General features: G+C 69.1%; 21 protein-coding genes. 14 read left to right on the forward strand and 7 right to left on the reverse strand.

Annotated elements, in window-relative coordinates; genetic code table 11:
• Positions 1–17 precede the first annotated feature (17 nt).
• Positions 18–401 carry a hypothetical protein gene (locus ACTIF1_RS22700; protein ID WP_439598730.1) on the forward strand — a complete coding sequence of 128 codons (384 nt, stop codon included), beginning with the start codon at positions 18–20 and terminating at the stop codon, positions 399–401.
• Positions 402–432: 31 nt separating this feature from the next.
• On the opposite strand, the gene ACTIF1_RS22705 is transcribed toward ACTIF1_RS22700, so the two are convergent.
• The 3 genes from ACTIF1_RS22705 to ACTIF1_RS22715 form a co-directional block, all read right to left on the reverse strand.
• A complete protein-coding gene (locus tag ACTIF1_RS22705) occupies positions 433–951 on the reverse strand; it encodes a GNAT family N-acetyltransferase (protein WP_439598731.1) in 519 nt (172 codons plus the stop codon).
• 82 nt (positions 952–1,033) lie between these two features.
• A complete protein-coding gene (locus tag ACTIF1_RS22710) occupies positions 1,034–2,242 on the reverse strand; it encodes an amidase (protein ID WP_439598732.1) in 1,209 nt (402 codons plus the stop codon).
• 105 nt (positions 2,243–2,347) lie between these two features.
• The gene (locus tag ACTIF1_RS22715; protein ID WP_439598733.1) at positions 2,348–3,079 is read right to left on the reverse strand and encodes a GNAT family N-acetyltransferase; all 732 of its coding nucleotides are present in this window, start codon (positions 3,077–3,079) and stop codon (positions 2,348–2,350) included.
• A 124-nt stretch (positions 3,080–3,203) separates the two neighbouring features.
• Here ACTIF1_RS22715 and ACTIF1_RS22720 point away from each other — a divergent pair, with 124 nt between their 5' ends.
• The 5 genes from ACTIF1_RS22720 (at position 3,204) to ACTIF1_RS22740 (ending at position 8,235) form a co-directional block, all read left to right on the forward strand.
• Positions 3,204–4,016, forward strand: coding sequence for a ferredoxin--NADP reductase (locus ACTIF1_RS22720; protein WP_439598734.1), 813 nt, complete (start codon positions 3,204–3,206; stop codon positions 4,014–4,016).
• A 124-nt stretch (positions 4,017–4,140) separates the two neighbouring features.
• Positions 4,141–5,283, forward strand: coding sequence for a TRAP transporter substrate-binding protein (locus tag ACTIF1_RS22725; protein WP_439598735.1), 1,143 nt, complete (start codon positions 4,141–4,143; stop codon positions 5,281–5,283).
• 98 nt (positions 5,284–5,381) lie between these two features.
• A complete protein-coding gene (locus ACTIF1_RS22730) occupies positions 5,382–6,059 on the forward strand; it encodes a TRAP transporter small permease subunit (RefSeq protein ID WP_439598736.1) in 678 nt (225 codons plus the stop codon).
• Between the two features lie 44 nt (positions 6,060–6,103).
• On the forward strand, positions 6,104–7,519 hold the full coding sequence (locus ACTIF1_RS22735; protein WP_439598737.1) for a TRAP transporter large permease: 1,416 nt from the start codon (positions 6,104–6,106) through the stop codon (positions 7,517–7,519).
• An 11-nt stretch (positions 7,520–7,530) separates the two neighbouring features.
• The gene (locus ACTIF1_RS22740) at positions 7,531–8,235 is read left to right on the forward strand and encodes a hypothetical protein (protein WP_439598738.1); all 705 of its coding nucleotides are present in this window, start codon (positions 7,531–7,533) and stop codon (positions 8,233–8,235) included.
• A 31-nt stretch (positions 8,236–8,266) separates the two neighbouring features.
• On the opposite strand, the gene ACTIF1_RS22745 is transcribed toward ACTIF1_RS22740, so the two are convergent.
• Positions 8,267–8,647 (reverse strand): hypothetical protein, encoded by a 381-nt coding sequence (locus tag ACTIF1_RS22745; protein WP_439598739.1) that lies wholly within the window; start codon positions 8,645–8,647, stop codon positions 8,267–8,269.
• 40 nt (positions 8,648–8,687) lie between these two features.
• Between ACTIF1_RS22745 and ACTIF1_RS22750 the strand changes: the two genes are divergently transcribed.
• The 5 genes from ACTIF1_RS22750 (at position 8,688) to ACTIF1_RS22770 (ending at position 15,500) form a co-directional block, all read left to right on the forward strand.
• The gene (locus tag ACTIF1_RS22750) at positions 8,688–9,626 is read left to right on the forward strand and encodes an ArsR/SmtB family transcription factor (RefSeq protein WP_439598740.1); all 939 of its coding nucleotides are present in this window, start codon (positions 8,688–8,690) and stop codon (positions 9,624–9,626) included.
• A gap of 14 nt (positions 9,627–9,640) precedes the next feature.
• The gene (gene metH / locus ACTIF1_RS22755) at positions 9,641–13,141 is read left to right on the forward strand and encodes a methionine synthase (protein WP_439598741.1); all 3,501 of its coding nucleotides are present in this window, start codon (positions 9,641–9,643) and stop codon (positions 13,139–13,141) included.
• A gap of 96 nt (positions 13,142–13,237) precedes the next feature.
• Positions 13,238–14,164 (forward strand): cation diffusion facilitator family transporter, encoded by a 927-nt coding sequence (locus tag ACTIF1_RS22760; RefSeq protein WP_439598742.1) that lies wholly within the window; start codon positions 13,238–13,240, stop codon positions 14,162–14,164.
• Positions 14,161–14,946: an energy transducer TonB gene (locus ACTIF1_RS22765; RefSeq protein ID WP_439598743.1), complete on the forward strand. Its 786-nt coding sequence runs from the start codon at positions 14,161–14,163 to the stop codon at positions 14,944–14,946. Before ACTIF1_RS22760 ends, ACTIF1_RS22765 begins: the two co-directional genes overlap by 4 nt.
• Entirely contained in the window at positions 14,940–15,500 is a 561-nt protein-coding gene (locus ACTIF1_RS22770) for a cob(I)yrinic acid a,c-diamide adenosyltransferase (RefSeq protein WP_439598744.1), read from the forward strand. The genes ACTIF1_RS22765 and ACTIF1_RS22770 overlap by 7 nt, the downstream gene beginning before the upstream one ends.
• A 4-nt stretch (positions 15,501–15,504) precedes the next feature.
• Here the strand turns inward: ACTIF1_RS22770 and ACTIF1_RS22775 are convergent, their stop codons facing one another.
• The gene (locus ACTIF1_RS22775) at positions 15,505–16,131 is read right to left on the reverse strand and encodes a glutathione S-transferase family protein (protein ID WP_439598745.1); all 627 of its coding nucleotides are present in this window, start codon (positions 16,129–16,131) and stop codon (positions 15,505–15,507) included.
• A 91-nt stretch (positions 16,132–16,222) separates the two neighbouring features.
• Here ACTIF1_RS22775 and ACTIF1_RS22780 point away from each other — a divergent pair, with 91 nt between their 5' ends.
• Entirely contained in the window at positions 16,223–16,708 is a 486-nt protein-coding gene (locus ACTIF1_RS22780) for a disulfide bond formation protein B (protein ID WP_439598746.1), read from the forward strand.
• Entirely contained in the window at positions 16,708–17,265 is a 558-nt protein-coding gene (locus ACTIF1_RS22785) for a demethoxyubiquinone hydroxylase family protein (RefSeq protein ID WP_439598747.1), read from the forward strand. Before ACTIF1_RS22780 ends, ACTIF1_RS22785 begins: the two co-directional genes overlap by 1 nt.
• Before the next feature lie 4 nt (positions 17,266–17,269).
• Here ACTIF1_RS22785 and ACTIF1_RS22790 read toward each other — a convergent pair whose 3' ends face one another.
• A complete protein-coding gene (locus ACTIF1_RS22790; RefSeq protein ID WP_439598748.1) occupies positions 17,270–17,845 on the reverse strand; it encodes an HNH endonuclease in 576 nt (191 codons plus the stop codon).
• A gap of 152 nt (positions 17,846–17,997) precedes the next feature.
• Positions 17,998–18,654, reverse strand: a complete 657-nt coding sequence (locus ACTIF1_RS22795; RefSeq protein ID WP_439598749.1) for an alpha/beta hydrolase — start codon at positions 18,652–18,654, stop codon at positions 17,998–18,000.
• A gap of 41 nt (positions 18,655–18,695) precedes the next feature.
• On the opposite strand from ACTIF1_RS22795, the gene gluQRS reads away from it, so the two are divergent.
• On the forward strand, positions 18,696–19,553 hold the full coding sequence (gene gluQRS / locus ACTIF1_RS22800; RefSeq protein WP_439598750.1) for a tRNA glutamyl-Q(34) synthetase GluQRS: 858 nt from the start codon (positions 18,696–18,698) through the stop codon (positions 19,551–19,553).
• Positions 19,554–19,556 lie beyond the last annotated feature (3 nt).

Raw genomic sequence — 19,556 nt, forward strand, 5'->3', positions numbered from 1 at the left:
GTTTCAGGGAGTGGTTAATGGACCTGATGCGGACCCTGGCGGATCATAGCATCCGCCGCGCCCTCAGCTTTGCCGGGCTGGGCGTGGTGACCCTGATGCTGGCGCTGTCCTTCGACCTGGCGCTGGCGATGCGCACGGGCGGAAACCTCCTGGCGCTGATCTGCCTGGGTCTGCTGTGGCTCGCCTGGCGGACGCCGAGCCGGAACCTCCGCCGCAGCGAGCTCTGGAGTCTGCTGCTGGAACACGCGACGGCCCTGGCACGCAGCCTTTCGGCGGAACAGGCGCAGCGCATGATGGCCCAGACGCTGCGCCAGCGTCTGGTCTGGCATGCGGAGCAGATCGGCGGCCTCGCCCTGCTGTTCTGGCTGCTGGGCATTCTGCTGGCCCTGGTCGGACGCTGAGAGGAGGCGTCCGCGGTCAGTCCCGGCCCTCCTAAAGCGGCGAAGTCCGGTCGCCTTCGCCGAGCGCGCGCTGCATGAAGACCACATCGACCCAGCGGCCGAACTTCAGCCCGGCCGCCTTCAGGATCCCCGCCTGCCGGAAGCCGAGCGAGACGTGCAGGCCGATCGAGCCGACATTCTCCGAATCGCCGATGACGGCCAGCATCTGCCGGAAGCCGCAATCGGTGGCGCGCTGCAGCAGCACCTCCACCAGCGCCTTGCCGACGCCCTGGCCCCGGACGTCGTCGCGCACATAGATCGAATTCTCGGCGGAGAAGCGATAGGCGGACCGCTCGCGGAACTGATTGAAATAGGCGTAGCCGATGACAACGCCATCGAGCTCCGCCACCAGCCAGGCCCAGCCTGCCTCCTGGACCTTCGCGATGCGTGCCGCCATTTCGGCCTGCGGCGGCGGGACCTCCTCGAAGGTGCCGGTGCCGACCTGGACGTGGTGGGCGTAGATGGCGGTGATGGCCGGCAGGTCGTTCGCGGTCGCGTCACGGATCAGCATCGGCAGGCTTCCCAGGATCGGCGGAGCCGCAGCGATTAGGCCGCCGCGCAGGCAGGGGCAAGCGCCGTGCTGGCCGTGGCGTTCAAACCGGCAGTCGCAGCTCGGCGGCCACTCTTTCGGCCACGGCCAGCAGGGCCCGGTCACGGCCCGGCGCGGCCGCCAGCGAGAGGCCGACTGGCACGCCATCCACCTTCGCGGCCGGCAGCGTCACCTCGCAAAGCCCGGCGAGTCCGGCGATGGCGGTGACACCCATGGTCCGCTCCCGCACCGCCTGCTGGGCCTCCGCATCGATGTCGAGGCGGGGGGCGGCGACGGGCGAGGTCGGGTAGATCAGCACCGCGCCGCCGGCCAGCAGCGCGCGCATTCGCTGCCGGAAGACCTCGCGGAAGGCGCGGGCCGCCGCGGCGACGGCGGGCGCGGTGGCCTTGGCCGCGGCAAAGCGCTCCGCGACACCGGGGCCGAAGCTGGGTTTGATGGCCTCGATCCAGGAGCCCAGGCTGGCCCAGGCCTCCTCCGCCTGCGCCGCCCGGAAATTCTCGTAGAGCTGGGTCAGCCCTTCCGGTGCGAGGTGGATGGAGAGGCAGGGGCCGAGCACCTCTTCGACCTTCGAAAGCGCACCCACCAGGGCGGTCGCGGTCTGCGGCACCGCATTCACCCAGGCTTCCTGCACCTTGATCAGCGGCCCGAGCGCGCCTTCTCCCCCGGAGGCACCCCCGCCGGGCAGCAGCACATCCCCCACGCGCCGCAGCACGGAGGCGCGGGAGGCGAACCAGCCGGCAGTGTCGAAGCTGGGGCCCAGGGGACAGGCCGCGGTCAGATTGACTGCCCCCCAGGAGGGCCGGATGCCGAAGATGCCGCAATAGCTGGCCGGGATCCGCACCGAGCCGCCGGTGTCGCTGCCGAGCGCGAAATCGACCAGGCCTGCCGAGACCGCGGCCGCGGAGCCGCAGGAGGATCCACCCGGGAAGCGGTCCGGCGCGGCGGGGTTCGTGGGCGTGCCATACCAGACGTTTTCGCCGGTCAGGCCATAAGCCAGTTCGACGGTCTTCGTCTTGCCGCGAAGCTGCGCGCCGGCCTGCGCCAGGGCCAGGATGATGGGCGCGGTCGCCGCGGCTGGCGCATGGGTGCGCGCCCAGTCGGGATTGCCGTAGCCGGTGACGGCTCCGGCCACGTCGAACAGGTCCTTGACCGCGAAATCAAGGCCATGCAGCGGTCCGGTGGCGGCAGCGGGCAGCTCCACCCGCGGCCCTGGGACGAAGGCACCGACACGATCCTCGAAAGCACGCGGCACGGCTCTGTCTCCGTTACCCATTCAAACCAATCCTGGATCTTGCGGCAGGATAGGTCCGGACACAACGCCCGCCTGTGCCGGTTCCCGCTTGCATGGCACGGCGCCTCAGCCTTCCCGGGCGGCCGAGGCGCCGCCGAGGGAGCGGCGCGGACGCTGGGCATGGTCCCAGTTCGAATCGTCGAGCCAGGCCGCGATGCGGTCCCGGCAGCCGGGCCACTCCTCCGCGAGGATGGAGAAGAAGGCGGTATCCCGCCGCCGGCCCTTCACCACCAGATGGGCGCGCAACTCGCCCTCATAGACGAAGCCGAGGCGGGCGGCTGCGCGGCGCGAGGGGGCGTTCAGCGCGTTGCACTTCCAGACCAGGCGGCGATAGCCGAGGTCGTCCATCGCATGGCGCATCAGCAGGAACATGGCCTCCGTCGCGGCGCGGGTGCGTTGCAGGCGGGGCGAGAACCAGATGTGCCCGATCTCGATGGCCGCATTGGCCGGCTGGATTTCCATCAGCGTCAGCCAACCCTGGACCGTGCCGCTGGCGTGCGGGCGGATCGCCCAGGCCATCGGGTCGTGCTGGGCGGCGAAGGCGGCGACGTGGCGCCGCATGGCCTCCGCATCGGCGAAGGGGCCATAGCCCATATAGGCCCAGCCATGGCCCGCCGCATCGGCCTGGGCCGCATCCCAGAGTTCGGCCGCATGCCGCACCGCCAGCGGCTCAAGGGTGACGGAGGCGCCGCGATGGGGGATGCGGGCGGGCAGGGGGCGCGGCGTGGCATCCACGAGATCCCCGACCGGCGGTTCGGACTGCGGAGCAGGGTCGTTCATCAGCGGGGCTCGGGTCATGGTGAGGCGGGAGCATGCCCCAGAGCGCCCGGCAGGGCGAGACGGCCGGGTCAGGTTTGGGCGCGGTGACTTCGCCAGGTGCAACCGCATTGCAGCAGGGCGGGGGATGTCGCATACGGGCGCCATGTCGTCCCCCAGCGCCTCCTCGGCGATCGAAGCCGCCCCGCCCGGGTTCTTCCTGGAGCGGGTGCTGACGGTCCATCACTGGACCGATCGGCTGTTCTCCTTCACCTGCACGCGCAGCCCGCAGTTCCGCTTCGTCGCCGGCCAGTTCGCGATGATCGGCCTGATGGTCGAGGGCAAGCCGCTGGTGCGCGCCTATTCGCTGGTCAGCGCGCCCTGGGAGGAGCATCTCGAATTCCTGTCCATCAAGGTGCAGGACGGGCCCCTGACCTCCCGGCTGCAGCACATCGTGCCGGGCGACGGCGTGCTGATCGGTCGCAAGGCGACCGGCACGCTGGTGACCGACAACCTGCTGCCGGGCGGCACGCTGTGGTTCTTCGCGACGGGTACCGGCTTGGCACCCTTCCTGAGCCTGATCCGCGAGCCCGAGACCTATGACCGCTTCGACCGCGTTGTCGTGGTTCATACGGTGCGCCAGGTGGCGGAGCTGGCCTATCGGGAGACCATCTCGAAGGACCTGCCGGCGCATGAGCTGCTGGGCGATATGGTCCGTGACAAGCTGCTCTACTACCCCAGCGTGACCAGGGAGCCCTTCCCGAACCAGGGGCGCGTCACCACGCTGGTCGAGAGCGGACGCCTTTGTGCCGATCTCGGCCTGCCGCCCCTTTCGCCGGAGCGGGACCGTGCCATGCTCTGCGGCAGCGAGGCGATGAACGCCGATATGCGCGCCATCCTTGAGGCGCGCGGCTTTACCGAAGGCGCCAACAACCGGCCTGCGACCTACGTCGTGGAGAAGGCCTTCGTCACGAAATAGTCGGCCTCCTTACCTCGGGCCAAACCGGGCATTGCGCTTCGTCGCGGCGAACCCCTATGAAGAAGGGGGAAGAAAATGCCGAATGATTCGCAAAGCGGACAGACGGCCCGTCCGGGAGGTAGGGATGAACGAGAACGACACGCGTAATGCCGGTCGCCGTGGCCTGCTGAAGGCGACCGCAGTTGGCGCCGTGGGGGCCGCCGTCCTGGCGACGCCGAATGTCAGCCGCGCGCAGACGACGGTGCTGCGCTTCCAGTCGACCTGGCCGCAGCGCGACATCTTCCATGAATTCGCCCAGGATTTCGTCACCCGCGCCAATAGCATGGCGGGTGGGCGCCTGCGGCTCGAGCTGCTGGCGGCGGGTGCCGTGGTCGGTGCCTTCCAGCTGATGGATGCCGTGCATGCCGGGACGCTGGATGGCGGCCATGGCGTCTCCGCCTATTGGTTCGGCAAGAACAAGGCCTTCAGCCTCTTCGGCACCTCCCCGCCCTGGTTTGGCGATGCCAACCAGCTGCTGGGCTGGTTCTACCACGGCGGCGGCGAGGCGCTGTACAAGGAGCTGGTCAACGACATCCTGCGCCTGAACGTCGTGGGCTTCCAGAGCGGCCCGATGCCGACCCAGCCGCTCGGCTGGTTCAAGAACCCGGTTACCAGCGTCGAGCAGATCCGCGGCCTGCGCTATCGTACGGTGGGCCTCGCGACCGACCTGTTCAACGAGATGGGCGCGGCTGTGGTGGCGCTGCCGGGCGGCGAGATCGTGCCGGCGCTGGAGCGCGGCGTGATCGACGGCGCGGAGTTCAACAATCCCTCCTCCGACCGCGTCCTTGGCTTCGCCGACGTGGCCAAGAATTACATGATCCAGTCCTTCCACCAGAGGACGGAATCCTTCGAGATCCTGTTCAACAAGGGCAAGTATGACGCCCTGCCGGCGGAGTTGCAGGCGGTGCTGCGCTACGCCTCGGAAGCCGCCTCGGCCGATATGTCCTGGAAGCTGCAGGACCGCTATTCGAAGGATCTGGTGGCGCTGGCGCAGTCGGGCGTGAATGTCCGGCCGACCCCGCGCCCGGTGCTGGATGCGCAGCTGCGCGCCTGGGACACGGTGGTGCAGCGGCTGGAGGCCGATAACTCCAGCCCGGCGAATGGCCCCTATTTCAAGAAGGTCTGCGACAGCCAGCGCGAGTGGTGCCGCCGGGTCGGTGGCTTCTTCCTGCGCTACGAGGCCAGCCCGGTGATCTCCTACAACCACTTCTTCGCCCGCCAGGGCTGAGTGCCGACGCGCCCCGCGGATGGCCAGTGCGGCCAACCGCGGGGCGGGTTCATTGGCATCGCGGGCCGGCGAGGTCGTCCTGCCAGAAGGTCAATCTCATGCAGCGCGTCCTCATTGGCATCGACCGGCTTTCCACCCTTGTCGGCCAGACCTTCGCCTGGACCGTCGTCATCCTCACCGCCGTCATCGTCTATGACGTGACGGCGCGCCGCTTTTTCGCTGCGCCGACGACCTGGGCCTTCGATACCTCCTATATGCTCTACGGTACGCTGTTCATGATGGCGGGTGCCTATGCCCTGTCGCGCAACGGGCATGTCCGGGGCGACTTCCTGTATCGCAACTTCAGCCCGGCCCTGCAGGCGAAGTTCGACCTGGTGCTCTACGGGCTGTTCTTCTTTCCTGCCATCTTCGCCTTCATGATCTCGGGTTGGCACTTCTCCGTGCAGTCCTGGGCGCAGAACGAGCAGTCCAGCATGAGCCCGAACGGGCCGATCATCTGGCCGTTCAAGTTCCTCATCCCCATCGTCGGCCTGCTGCTGCTGCTGCAGGGCGTGGTGGAAGTGGTGCGCTGCGTGCAGTGCATCCGCACCGGTGCCTGGCCGCAGCGGCTGTCCGACGTCGAGGAACTCGAGAAGCAGATCCTGGCCGCGGCAGAAGCCAAGGGGGCGGAGGCGCTGGCGGCCGAGATGGCGCGCGGCGGGGAGGCGGCCGTGGTGCGCGCTGCCTCGCAGGTTGGCGCCTCGCAAGATCCCACGCCGCGCCACCCGCATTCCTGACCCTGCTCAATGACCCTGGGGCCCATCCACATGAGTGACGCCAGATGAGTGACGCCGGCCTCGGGCTCACCCAGCTCCTGCTGTTCCTGTTCTTCATCATGCTGGGCTTCCCCATCGCCTTCACGCTGATGGCGATGGGGCTGTTCTTCGGCTATCTCGGCATGCAGGATCGGGTCTTCGACCTGCTGGTGCAGCGCACCTATGCGGTGATGAGCAACGACGTGCTGATCTCCGTCCCGCTCTTCGTCTTCATGGGCTATATCATCGAGCGGGCGAATATCCTCGACAGGCTGTTCCGCTCGCTGCAGCTGGCCTCGGGCGGGTTGCCTGGATCGCTCGCCGTGGCGACGCTCGCCACCTGCGCGCTGTTTGCCACCGCGACCGGCATCGTTGGCGCGGTGGTCACGCTGATGGGGCTGCTGGCCTTCCCAGCCATGCTGCGGGCCGGCTACGATCCTAAGCTCGCGGCGGGTGTCACCTGCGCGGGCGGCTGCCTCGGCATCCTGATCCCGCCCTCGATCATGCTGATCCTGTACGGCGCCACCGCAGGCGTGTCCGTCGTGCAGCTCTATGCCGCGGCCTTCATCCCCGGGGTCACCCTGGCGCTGCTCTACATCATCTATGCAATCGGCATCGGGATCATCCGGCCCGAGATGGCGCCGCGTCTGCCGCCGGAGGAACGCAACGTGCCGGCGCTGCAGATCATCTGGGCGCTGCTCACCTCCTTTCTGCCGCTGGCGCTGCTGATCGCCTCGGTGCTCGGCTCCATCATCGCCGGACTCGCGACCCCTTCTGAGGCGGCCGCGATGGGGTCATTGGGCTCGATCATCCTCGCAATCGTCTATCGCGCCTTTACCTGGCAGAAGCTGAAGGAGAGCGTGTTCCTGACGGCGCGCACCAGCGCCATGGTCTGCTGGCTCTTCGTCGGCAGCTACATCTTCTCCTCCGTCTTCGGTTATCTGGGCGGCCAGTCGGTCGTGGAGGAATTCGTCAAGTCGCTGCCGCTGAACAGCTTCACCTTCCTGCTGCTGGCGCAGGTCATCATCTTCATCCTGGGCTGGCCGCTGGAATGGACGGAGATCATCGTGATCTTCGTGCCGATCTTCCTGCCGCTGCTCGACGACTTCGGCGTGAGCCCGATCTTCTTCGGCATCATGATCGCGCTGAACCTGCAGACCTCCTTCCTGTCCCCGCCCGTCGCGATGGCGGCCTTCTACCTGAAGGGCGTGGCGCCGCCGCATGTGCGGCTGGAGGACATCTTCCGCGGCTGCATGCCCTTCATCTACATCGTCATCTTCTGCATGGGCCTGGTCTATGTCTTCCCCGCCTTGGTGACCTGGCTGCCGGAGAACCTCTATGGCGGCGCGACGCCCGTGCCCGGCGCGCCCAGCATGCTCGACGCGCCGCCCGCGGGTGGCTTCACGGAACAGGAGGAAATCAGCCTCCCGCCGCTCAATTGAGGGCCGGGAGCTTGGCGGCGCCCGCCTGGTCGCCGGAGGCGGCGACCCGCTGGCTGGTGGAGGCCGTGGAAACCGGCAACCCGCTCGCCGCCCTTCCGCCGGAGGTCGCGCCCCGCGATCTTGCGGAGGCTGAGGCGGTGGCGCTGGCCGTGCTGCAGCAGCTTGAGATTCCGCCCTGCGGTGTGCGCCTGCTGCACCGGCTCGGGAGGGCCACATTGGCTGGCCCGATGATCGAAGGCCGCCTGCTGCCGAATGGGGCCCCGGTGGCCCTGGAGGCGCTGCGCCAGCCGGTCCTTACGGCCGCCGCGGTCGGGGTGCTGGCGGAGGCGCTGCACCCCGATTCCGCGGAGCCGCCTCGCCTGGCGGCGCTGCATGCCGCCATCGACGTCTCCGCCACGCGTTTCGGGGCCGAGGCCGATGATCTGGCCCTGACCGCGGATCTCGCGCGCCTCGGCCTGGTCGTCGTCGGGCGTGGCAAGGCCCTGGTACCTGGAAGCATCAAGGCCGGGCTCGGACCCGCAGGGGCGCGGCGAAAGGTCGTGCCCTGGGAACTGGCCACCGCCTTCGCCGAGGCTGCGGCCTTTGCACGGCGGCTTGGCGGCCTGCCGGCCGGCGGGCTGCTGGTTGTGGCAGGCCTGACGCCGCCGCTGCACCCGAAGGGGACCGTCACGGCCTCGCTGGGGCCTTTGGGGCGGGTCGAGGCGGTCTGCAGTTGAAGTTCCCCTCCCGCAATCCAGGACCGAACCGCTAGGCTGGCCGGAAGCGGGCCGCGGTCAGTGGGTCGTGCTGCAGGGCCGTCTCGACCTCTGTACGGGATGCGTCATCCGGCACCACGGCCAGCACGCTGTCGAACCAGGGGCAGGTGCCGCGCACCCGCGCCTGGAACAGCCGGTCCAAGGCCGCGGAGACAGGTGGGCGTCCGGCGCAGCAGGCGCAGGCCGCGGCATGGCGCGGCCCCTCGGGCGCGAAGGCTGCGTGGGGCAGACCCTGAGTCGCCATGCCCGCCAAGGCCTCGGGGATCAGCAGCGCGGGCTTGCCGCTGTCTTGCTGCGCGGCTGCCATCTGCGCCGCCAACTGGGCGGAGGTGACCAGGCGCAGCGGGATGCGGGCATCGAGGGTCCATGTCATGGACTAGACATAAGGATATCTTTATGTCATTTGCAAGCGCATGGAAGATCTCCTAGCCCAGCTCCGCGCCGCTGCCGAGCCCACTCGGCTGCGCCTTCTGTCGCTTTGTGCGCGCGGTTCATTTTGTGTTTCGGACCTGTGCAGCATTCTGGGCCAGTCGCAACCCCGGCTGTCCCGGCATCTCAAGCTGCTGGTCGAGGCGGGGCTGCTGGAACGCATGCCGGAGGGCGCGAACGTCTTCTTCCAACTGCCCTCCGATGCCGATCTGGTCCGCCAGATCCTGGCCCGCCTGCCCGAGGAGGACCCGTTGTTGGCCTCGGACCGGCGCGCTGCGGCGCGCCTGGCGGCCGAGCGCGCCCGCGTCGCCTCCGACGCCTTCCGCCGCCATGGCGCCGATTGGGATGAGATGCGGGCGCTCGAACTGCCCGCCGCCGCGATCGAGGCGGCGCTGCTGGAGGCGCTGCCCGCTCAGCTGGACCGCCTGGTGGATATCGGCAGCGGCACCGGCCGGCTGCTGGAGGTCCTGGCCGGCCGCTGCGCCAGCGCGCTCGGCGTCGATGCCAGCCGCGAAATGCTGGCCCTGGCCCGCGCCCGCCTCTCCGAGCGCGGCCTGAATCACTGCGCGGTGCGCCAGGCCGATATGTACCGCCTGCCGCTGCCTGATTCCGCCTTCGATGCCGCGACGTTGCAGATGGTGCTGCACTATGCCGAGGATCCCGCCGCGGCCCTGGCCGAGGCGGCCCGCGTTCTGAAGCCTGATGGAAGCCTGCTGGTGGTGGACCTGGCGCCGCATGCCAGGGCCGATCTTCTCGGACGGCACGCGCATCGCTGGCCTGGCTTCGACGACGCGCAGCTTGCGGGCTGGCTGGGCGCAGCCGGCTGCGCCCTGCGCAGTGCGCGCAGCATCGACGGCCCACTCGCCGTCCGGCTCTGGGTGGCGCAGCGCCAGCCGGCCTCCCTCTCCGTTTCGACTCGCTGAAGGGGTTCCCCCGCATGTCTCGTCCGCATCTTCTCGACGCCCTCAGGGACCAGGTGCTGCTGTGCGACGGCGGCTTCGGCGCGCGCATCCAGTCCATGACGCTGGATGTCGAAAAGGACTTCTGGGGCAAGGAGAACTGCACCGAGGTGCTGAACCTCTCTCGCCCCGACATCGTGCGCGAGATCCATCGCAGCTACTACGAAGCCGGGTCGGACATGGTGCTGACCAACAGCTTCGGCGGCAGCCCCGTCACCCTCGGCGAGTTCGAACTGGGGGAGAAATCCTTCGAGATCAACAAGCTCAGCGTAGAGCTGGCGCGTGAGGCGGCGGAGAGCTTCGCCGATGGCCGCCACCGCTGGGTGATCGGCGATATCGGACCGGGCACCAAGCTGCCGAGCCTGGGCAATATCACCTATGACGAGCTGGAAGCGGCGTTGGTGCTGCAATGCCAGGGCCTGATCGCCGGCGGGGCCGATGCGCTGCTGACCGAAACCAACCAGGACACGCTGTTCATCAAGGCCGCGGTGAATGCGGCCAAGATCGCCCGCGCCCAGGCGAAGTCGGATATCCCGATCTTCGTGCAGGTGACGGTGGAAACCACGGGCACGCTGCTGGTCGGGCCCGACATTGCCGCCGCGACTACGGTGGTGCATTCGCTTGACGTGCCGCTCATCGGGCTGAACTGCGCGACCGGGCCGCAGGAGATGGCCGAGCATGTGCGCTGGCTGTCGCAGAACTGGCCCGGCCTGCTCAGCGTGCAGCCGAATGCCGGGCTGCCGGAACTGGTGGACGGCAAGACCCACTATCCGCTGGGCCCGAGCGAGCTGGCATCCTGGATGGAGCGCTTCATCCTCGAGGATGGGCTGAACCTGATCGGCGGCTGCTGCGGCACCTCCACGCCGCATATCCAAGCGCTGGACCAGCTGCTGCGCAAGCTGGGCGGTGCGCGCCAACGCCCCGCGCCCACGCTGCGGAAGCCGGTCTGGGTCCCCTCCGTCGCCAGCCTCTACGGCGCGACGGCGCTGCGGCAGGAGAACAGCTACTTCTCGATCGGCGAGCGTTGCAACGCCAATGGCTCCAAGGCCTGGCGCGAACGGCAGGCGAATCATGACTGGGACGGCTGCGTCGCCATCGGTCGCGAGCAGGTAGCGGAGGGCTCCAACAGTCTCGATGTCTGCACCGCCTTCGTCGGGCGTAACGAGATCGAGGAGATGAACGAGGTCATCCGCCGCTTCACCAGCAGCGTGAACAGCCCGCTCGTGATTGACTCCACCGAGACCCCGGTGATCGAGGCGGCGCTGAAGCTGCATGGCGGCAAGCCCATCATCAACTCGATCAATTTCGAGGATGGTGAGGAAGCGGCGCATGATCGCCTGAAGCTGGCGAAGAAGTTCGGCGCCGCGGTCATTGCGCTGACCATCGACGAGGTCGGCATGGCGAAGACGGCGGAGGACAAGCTGCGCATCGCCGAGCGGCTGGTGGACTTCGCCTGCAACAAGTACGGCCTGGCACAATCCGACCTGCTGATCGACCCGCTGACCTTCACCATCGCCACCGGCAACGAGGACGACCGCAAGCTCGGCCTATGGACGCTGGAGGGCATCCGCATGATCCGGGAGAAGTTCCCGGACATCCAGATCATCCTCGGCCTGTCCAATATCTCCTTCGGCCTGAACCCGGCGGCGCGGCACGTTCTCAACAGCGTGTTCCTCGACCACGCCGTGAAGGCCGGCATGACGGGCGCCATCGTCCACGTCTCCAAGATCAAGCCGCTGCACCAGATTCCGCCGGAGGAGGTGGAGGTGGTGGAGGATCTGATCTTCGACCGCCGTCGCGAAGGCTACGACCCGCTGCAGAAGGTGCTGGAGATCTTCTCCGGCCGGAAGGCGGCGGACAATGTCAAGAAGGTGCGGGCCGAGACGGTGGAGGGACGCCTCAAGGACCGCATCATCGACGGCGACCGCAAGGGCCTCGGCGAGGAACTGCAGGTCGCGCTCGACCAGGGCAATACGCCGCTGTCCATCATCAACGACGTGCTGCTGGACGGCATGAAGGTGGTGGGCGAGCTTTTCGGTGCCGGCAAGATGCAGCTGCCCTTCGTGCTGCAGAGCGCGGAGACGATGAAGGCCGCCGTTGCCTATCTCGAACCCTTCATGGAGAAGGTGGAGGGCCAGGAGAAGGGCACCATCGTGCTCGGCACGGTGAAGGGCGATGTGCACGACATCGGCAAGAACCTGGTCGATATCATCCTGACCAACAACGGCTACAAGGTGGTGAATCTCGGCATCAAGGTGCCGCTGATGGACATCGTCGCGGCGGCCAAGGAGCACAAGGCGCATGCCATCGGCATGTCCGGCCTGCTGGTGAAATCCACCGTGGTGATGCGCGAGAACCTGGAGGAGATGAGCCGCCAGGGCATCGACATTCCCGTGATGCTCGGCGGCGCCGCGCTGACCCGCAACTATGTCGAGGATGACTGCGTGAAGGCCTATGCCTGCGGGCGCGTGGCCTATGCGCGGGATGCCTTCGATGGCCTGCACCTGATGGACAAGGTGATGGGCAACGGCTTCGAGGATTATCTTTCCGCCCTGCAGGCCAAGCGCGTCGGCAAGGCGAAGAACGAGAAGCGCACCCTCGGCCAGGCCGATCCGCGCGGCTTCGCCCCTGTCGACGTCGCCTATGCGCAGGAACGTCGCCGCCGCGTGGCGGCCGAAAGCGCCGTGCCGGTGCCGCCCTTCTGGGGCGCGCGGGTAGTGGAGGCGCCGCCCAAGGCGATCATCCCCTTCATCAACGAGCGCAGCCTGTACCAATTCCAGTGGGGTTTCCGGAAGGCCGGACGCTCGCTTGAGGATTTCCTGGGCTGGGCGAAGCAGGAACTGCGTCCTGTGCTGAAGCGGATGCTCGCCTTGGCGGAGGACCAGAAGATCCTCAAGCCGCAGGCGATCTACGGTTATTGGAAATGCGCCGGCCAGGGCAACGACCTGGTGCTCTTCGCCGAGGATGGCGTGACGGAAGTCTGCCGCTTCAACCTGCCGCGCCAGCCGAAGCCGGATGGCGAATGCATCGCCGACTTCGTCCGGGATATCGAGGAGGGGCCGGAGGGCCGCGACGTCATCGGCCTGCAGGTCGTGACGGTGGGCCAGAAGGCCTCCGATATTGCGCGGGAATGGTTCGAGGACAACCGCTACCAGGACTACCTCTATCTGCACGGCCTGTCCGTGGAGATGGCGGAGGCGATGGCGGAATATGTGCACAAGCGCATCCGCGCCGAGCTCGGCTTTGCGGCCGAAGACGACCGCGACATGGACAAGATGCTGCAGCAATCCTACCGCGGCGGCCGCTATTCCTTCGGCTATCCCGCCTGCCCTAGGCTGGAGGACCAGGAGCCGCTGCTGAAGCTTCTGGATGCGGAGCGGATCGGCGTGTCCATCTCGGACGAGTGGCAGTTGCACCCCGAGCAATCCACCAGCGCGATCGTGCTGCACCACCCGCGCGCCAAGTATTTCTCGGTCTGATCCAGCGCGCCGCCGCGCAAGGTTGCGCTGGCGGCGCGGTCCGGGGCATCAAGCAGCCGGTCCGAAGGAGAACGGCCCGGTGCCTGCATCTTGCCCATGCCACCGCCCGCTGCCGCCTTGCCGCAGGGACGCGGCATGAAGCGGGTGGAGCACTTCGCCGCGGCGAGCGTCCTGGTCGCGCTCCTCGTGCTTGGCCTGAAGGCGGGGGCCTGGTGGCTCACGGGCAGCGTCGCGCTTTTCGCCGATGCGCTGGAAAGTGTGGTGAACGTGGCGGCCGCGCTGGTGGCCCTGGCTGCCATCCGCGTCTCCGCCAAGCCGCCGGATGCCCAGCACCCCTATGGCCATGCCAAGGCCGAGTATTTCTCCGCCGTGCTGGAAGGCGTGTTGATCTGCGTCGCGGCGCTGCTGATCCTGAACGAGGCCTGGCAGGCCTGGCTGCAGCCGCGCGCGCTGGAGGCGGCGACGACGGGTCTGGTGGTCTCGGCCATTGCCACGGGCATCAACGGCGCCTGGTCGGCGGTGCTGTTCCGCCGGGGGCGTACCTCGCGCTCGCCCGCCCTGCTGGCCGATGCGCGGCACCTGCTGTCTGATGTCATCACCTCGGTCGGGGTTTTCGTCGGCGTCGCGCTGGTGGCGCTGACCGGCATCCTCTGGATCGACCCGCTGCTGGCGGCGCTGACGGCGCTGAACATCCTGTTTTCCGGCTGGCAGTTGATGCGCGACTCCTTTGGCGGGCTGATGGACGAGGCGGCGCCGGCCGAGGAGCTCGGCCAGATCCGCAGCCTGGTCGCCGCCCATGCCGAGGGCGCCATCGAGGCGCATGACCTGCGCACCCGCCGCTCGGGCCGCTTCACCTTTGTCGAATTCCACCTGGTGGTGCCGGGCGAGATGACGGTGACGCAGGCGCATGGCATCTGCGACCGGATCGAGGCCGCCCTGAAGGCGGAGTTGGATGGCGCCGTCATCACCATCCATGTCGAGCCGGAGGGCAAGGCCAAGCACCGGGGCGTGCTGGTGCTGTGACGCGGCCACGGGCCCGCCGCGGCGGGCAAGGCCGGCGATCCACCGCCCTGGGCCTCTCGCTGCTGGTGCATGCGGCCGGCCTGCTGGCGCTGGTCATCCTGCAGGGCCGGGCGCCGCCTGAGGAGGCGGCGCAGCAGGTCGCGCTGGTCTGGGCCGAGCAGTCGCCCTGGGCGGGCGATTCCGATGAGGCCAGCGGGCCGGCTCCGCCCGCCGAGCCGCCGGCGCCTGCCATCGCACCACCCGTGGCCCCGGCCCAGCCTGCCGAATCGGTGCAGCAGGCACCGGCGCTGCAGCCCCAGGCCCCGGTGCCACCGGCCGCCGACCTGCCAGGGCAGGAGGTGGCGCTGCCCTTGCCGCCTCCGCCCCCACCCCCCTTGGCTCCATCCCTGCGGACCGCCGCCGCACCCCGCGCCGGTACCTCTCCACCGGGCGCGGCCACCACCCCGGGGCCGCCGCGCGAACAGGCTGGCGGCGAGGCGCTGGGCGCCGTGGTTCCTGCCCGGCAGCTGGGCGGCGCGGCCAATCCTCCGCCCGAATACCCCTATGCCAGCCGGATCCGGAATGAGCGGGGGCGCGTCACCCTGCGCGTCGAGATCGATGCCATCGGCCGCGTCGCCGACGTCCAGGTGCTGAATTCGACGGGATTTCCCACGCTGGATGAGGCTGCGATCCGCGCGGTGCGGGCCTGGCGTTTCGAACCGGCGCAGCGCGACGGGGTACCGGTCTTTTCGACCACCTCCATCGGCATCACCTTCCAGCTTGAAGGAGACCGAAGATGGTAAGGCTGGATGTGATCACCACCCGGGGCGGCGATGCGGGGGAAACCTCCCTCGGTGACGGCACGCGGGTACGCAAGGATGCGCTGCGAGTCGCGGCCTATGGGACCATCGACGAGGCCAATGCGGCGCTTGGCCTGCTGCGCCTGCACCTGGCGGGCGATGCGCTGGCGGATGCCATGCTCGGGCGCATCCAGAATGACCTCTTCGACCTGGGCGCGGATCTCTGCGTGCCCGGGACAAGCCAGGATCGCCTGCGGGTCAGCGATCAGCAATGCCTGCGGCTGGAGGCGGAACTCGCCGAGATGAATGCCCTGGTCCCGCCGCTGCGCAGCTTCGTGCTGCCGGGTGGAAGCCCGGGCGCCGCCCATGCCCATCTCGCCCGCACCATCATCCGTCGGGCGGAGCGCGATACGGTGGCGCTGGCGGCGGAGGAGGCGGTGAACCCGGCCGTGGTCCGCTACCTCAACCGCCTGTCGGACCACCTTTTCGTGCTGTCCCGCCGGCTGAACGGCAATGGCACCGGGGATGTCCTCTGGACGCCCGGCGCCAGCCGCTGAAGGGTCAGGTCAGCGGGCCGGAGGCGTATTTGGCGCAGCCGGGACGGGTGAGAAGGCGCTCGTACCAGCCGCGCAGCGCCGGCATCTCGGCCCGCTCGATCGGCATGGCGAACCAGCGATGCACATAGATGCCGAGCGCGATATCGGCCAGGGTCAAGTCCTGGCCGGTGAGGAAGGGGCGGCCCGCCAGGTGCCGGTCGACCATGGCCCAGAGCTGCTCCGCCTCCGCCCGCGCCTTGTGAGTCGCCGGCCAGTCGCGCTCCGCCTCCGGGATGCGGACATAGGTGAAGAACACGGTTGTCATCGGGCGGTTGAGCGTGCCGAGCTGCCAGTCCATCCAGCGGTCGCAATCGGCCGCCAGGCGCAGATCCGCCGGATAGATCGGATGGCCGGGCGCCTTGGACCGCGCCAGGTAGCGCAGGATGGCATTGCTTTCCCACAGCGCGAAGCCGTCGGGCTCCTCGATGGTCGGCACCAAGGCATTGGGGTTCAGGGCGAGATAGGCCGGCTCCTTCGTCTTCCCGAAGGCGCCGCCGGCGTCGATCCGCTCGAAGGGCAGGCCCAGCTCCTCGCAGAGCCACAGCACCTTCATGACATTGGACGAATTGGCCCGGCCCCAGATCCGCAGCATCGCGATTCCCCTCCTGCTATGCGGCCACGGTAGGTCCGGCTTCCCCACGGGTCCAGTTGCCGATCGGCACGGGCTGGCGGATGAAGGCGGCATGCCAACCTCCTTCCTGGCGGCGTTCCTCGCCGCCGCCGCGCCGCTCCTCGCCATGGGTTTCGAACGCTGGCCGGGCCTGGCGCCCTGCGCGCTGTGTCTCTGGCAGCGCTGGCCCTATTGGGCGGCCGCCGCGCTGGCGCTGCTGGCGGGGCTGGTGCCGTCCGGCAAGCGGGTCTGGCTGTTGCGCGGGGCGGCCCTGTTGGTCGCGGTCTCCGGCGCCATCGCGGCGCTGCATGTGGGTGTCGAGCAGGGCTGGTGGCCCTCGCCGCTGCCCGCCTGCCTCGCCCCCGGGGTCGGCAGCGCGACCAGCGTGGACGACCTGCTGCGCAACATGACGCCGCTGCCCAGCAAGCCCTGCGACGAGCCCGCCTATCTCATTCCCGGCCTGCCCCTTTCGATCGCGGGAATGAACCTGATCTATGCGCTGCTGCTGTCGGCGTGGATCCTGCGCCGCGCCGGCCGCGACGGAGCAGGGAGGAGCTGATGCCAGGACGCCGGACCGCGGAGGAACGCCTGCCGGGAGACACAACGCCGCGCGACTATGTGGCCCGCACCATCCGTGTCGACCACGCCGGGGAATACGGCGCCAGGCGCATCTATGAGGGGCAGTTGGCCGTGCTCGGGCGGACGAAATACGGACCGATCCTGGAGCATATGAAGGCGCAGGAGCAGGTGCATCTCGACACCTTCGCCCGGCTGATCGGGCAGCGCCGCGTGCGCCCCACCGCGCTGCTGCCACTTTGGCATGTGGCGGGCTTCGTGCTGGGGGCCGGCACCGCGATGCTGGGCCACCGCGCCGCCATGGCCTGCACAGTGGCGGTGGAGGAGGCGATCGACGAGCACTACCGTGCCCAGGCCGAAACCCTGGGCGAGGACGAGGCGGCGCTGCGCGCGGATATCGAGCGCTTCCGGGCGGAGGAGCTGGAGCACCGCGACATCGGCCTGGCCCATGAGGCTGAGCTGACGCCCGCCTACCGGCTGCTGAGCGCCACCATCAAGATGGGCTGCAAGGTGGCGATCAAGGTCAGCGAGCGGGTCTGAAGGCTCAGCTTTCCAGCTCGCTGTCCCAGTAGAGGTAGTCGCGCCAGCTTTCATGCAGGTAATTGGGCGGGAAGGACCTGCCATTTTCCTGCAGCTCCCAGCTGGTGGGCTGGCGCGGCACCTGGCGCGGGAACATCCGGCACTCCCGCGGCAGCTTGTTGGCCTTGCGCAGGTTGCAGGGGCCGCAGGCGGTGATGACATTGTCCCAGGTCGTCCGGCCGCCGCGGCTGCGCGGGATGACGTGGTCGAAGGTCAGCTCCGGCGTCGGCTTGCCCTGGCCGCAGTACTGGCACTCGAAGCTGTCGCGCAGGAAGACGTTGAATCGCGTGAAGGCGGGCCGGCGCGCGGCCGGGATATAGTCCTTCAGCGCGATGACGCTGGGCAGCCGCATGGTCACGCGGGGCGAATGCACCAGCGTCTCATATTCCGAAAGGACGGAGACACGGTCGAGGAAGACGGCCTTCACCGCATCCTGCCAGGCCCAGACCGAAAGGGGAAAGTAGGACAGCGGCCGAAAATCCGCGTTCAGGACGAGCGCGGGAAACGACTGGCCCAGCTGGAAGTGTCCGCCGTCAGGCAAGCGCCACTCCTATGAATGGCGACGCCTCCCAGCACTGGGGCTACGAACGTTAGGCAAGCCCCATATTCTGTGGCAGCGCCGCGTTGACGCTGTCTTCATGCCAGGGCGGCCCTGGCGGCGCAACCGCCTGTTCCGCGGCTTTCATCCAGCCGTCATGCCCCGCCGCAGAGCGCGCGCTGCAGCGCCAGCGCGCCGAGGCTGATGCCGACCTCGTCGATCGCATGTCCCAAGCCCGGCCGGTAGACCGCCTCCACCGAAAAGCCGGCCTGGCGCAGGCTGGCCTCCGCCTGCCGGCTGCCCGCTTCCGGCACCACGTCATCCGCCGCGCCATGCACCAGCAGGACCGGTGCCGCGCCGGGCCGGGCCAGGGCGGGAGGCGAGAGGAGGGCGCCGGAATAGGCGATGACGGCGGCGCAGCCATCCGGCGCATGCAGGCCGAATTGCAGCGCAGTCATGGCGCCCTGGCTGAAGCCGGCCAGCGCCAGGTCGCGCCGGGTCAGGCCCAGCTCCCGCAGCTTCGCCGCGACCGCGGGGGTGAGCGATTCCGCCGCAGCCTCCACCCCCGCCCGCATCAGGGCCGGGCGGCGGTCCTGCAGGCTGAACCATTGCCGCCCATAGGGGGCGAGGTCGCAGGGCTCCGGCCCATGCGGCGCGATGAACAGCGCATCCGGCACCGCCTTGCCCCAGCCGGGGGCCAGGTCGATCAGGTCGAAGCCATCGGCGCCCAGGCCGTGCAGCAACAGCACCAGATGGCGCGGCCGGCCGCCCGATGCGGGGCCCCAATGCGGCCCCTCCAATCCCTCCGCCATCGCTTGCTCCCCTTCCGCTGTCTCGGCTACGCCGGGGCAGGATGACCGCGCCCCGGCCCCTCGTCACCCGCTTCGCGCCGAGCCCCACGGGTTACCTGCATCTCGGCCACGCCCATTCGGCGCTGGCCGGCTGGCGGCGGGCGCGGGAAGGGCAGGGGCGCTTCCTGCTGCGGCTGGAGGATATCGACAGCACCCGCTGCCGCCCGGATTTTTCCGAGGCGATCCAGGAGGACCTCGCCTGGCTGGGCCTGGATTGGGACGGGCCGGTGCGGGTGCAGTCCCGGCACATGGCGGATTATGCCGCGACCCTGGCGACGCTCGGCGGCCGCGGCCTGCTGTTCCCCTGCTTCTGCACCCGGCGCGACATCGCGCGCGAGATCGCCGGCAGCGCCTCCGCCCCGCATGGCCCGGATGGGCCGCTCTATCCCGGGCTTTGCCGGCGGCTGTCGGAGGATGAGCGCCAGGGGCGGCTGGTGCGGGGTGATGCGCATGCGCTGCGGCTGGACATGCCGCGGGCGCTGGCCTTGGCGGGGCCGGGCCTGTCCTTCGCCGAGTTGGGACGCGGCCGCCTGGCCTGCGACCCGGCCCGCTTTGGCGACGTGGTCCTGGCGCGGAAGGAGGTGCCGGCCAGCTACCATCTCTGCGTCACGCATGACGATGCGCGGGACGGCGTGACGCTGGTGACGCGGGGCGAGGACCTGCTGCCGGCGACCGACCTGCACCGGCTGCTGCAGGCCCTCATGGGCTGGCCGGAGCCCGCCTATGCCCATCACCCGCTGCTGACCGATGCCGCCGGGCGGCGGCTGGCGAAGCGCGATCGGGCCGAGACGTTGCGCGAGCTGCGCGCCCGAGGCGTCAGTCCCGCCGAGGCCCGCGCCCTGGCGGGCTGGCCCGATTGAGGC

Origin of the sequence: Falsiroseomonas sp. (genome assembly GCF_051860665.1) — a bacterium.
Lineage (GTDB): Bacteria > Pseudomonadota > Alphaproteobacteria > Acetobacterales > Acetobacteraceae > Falsiroseomonas.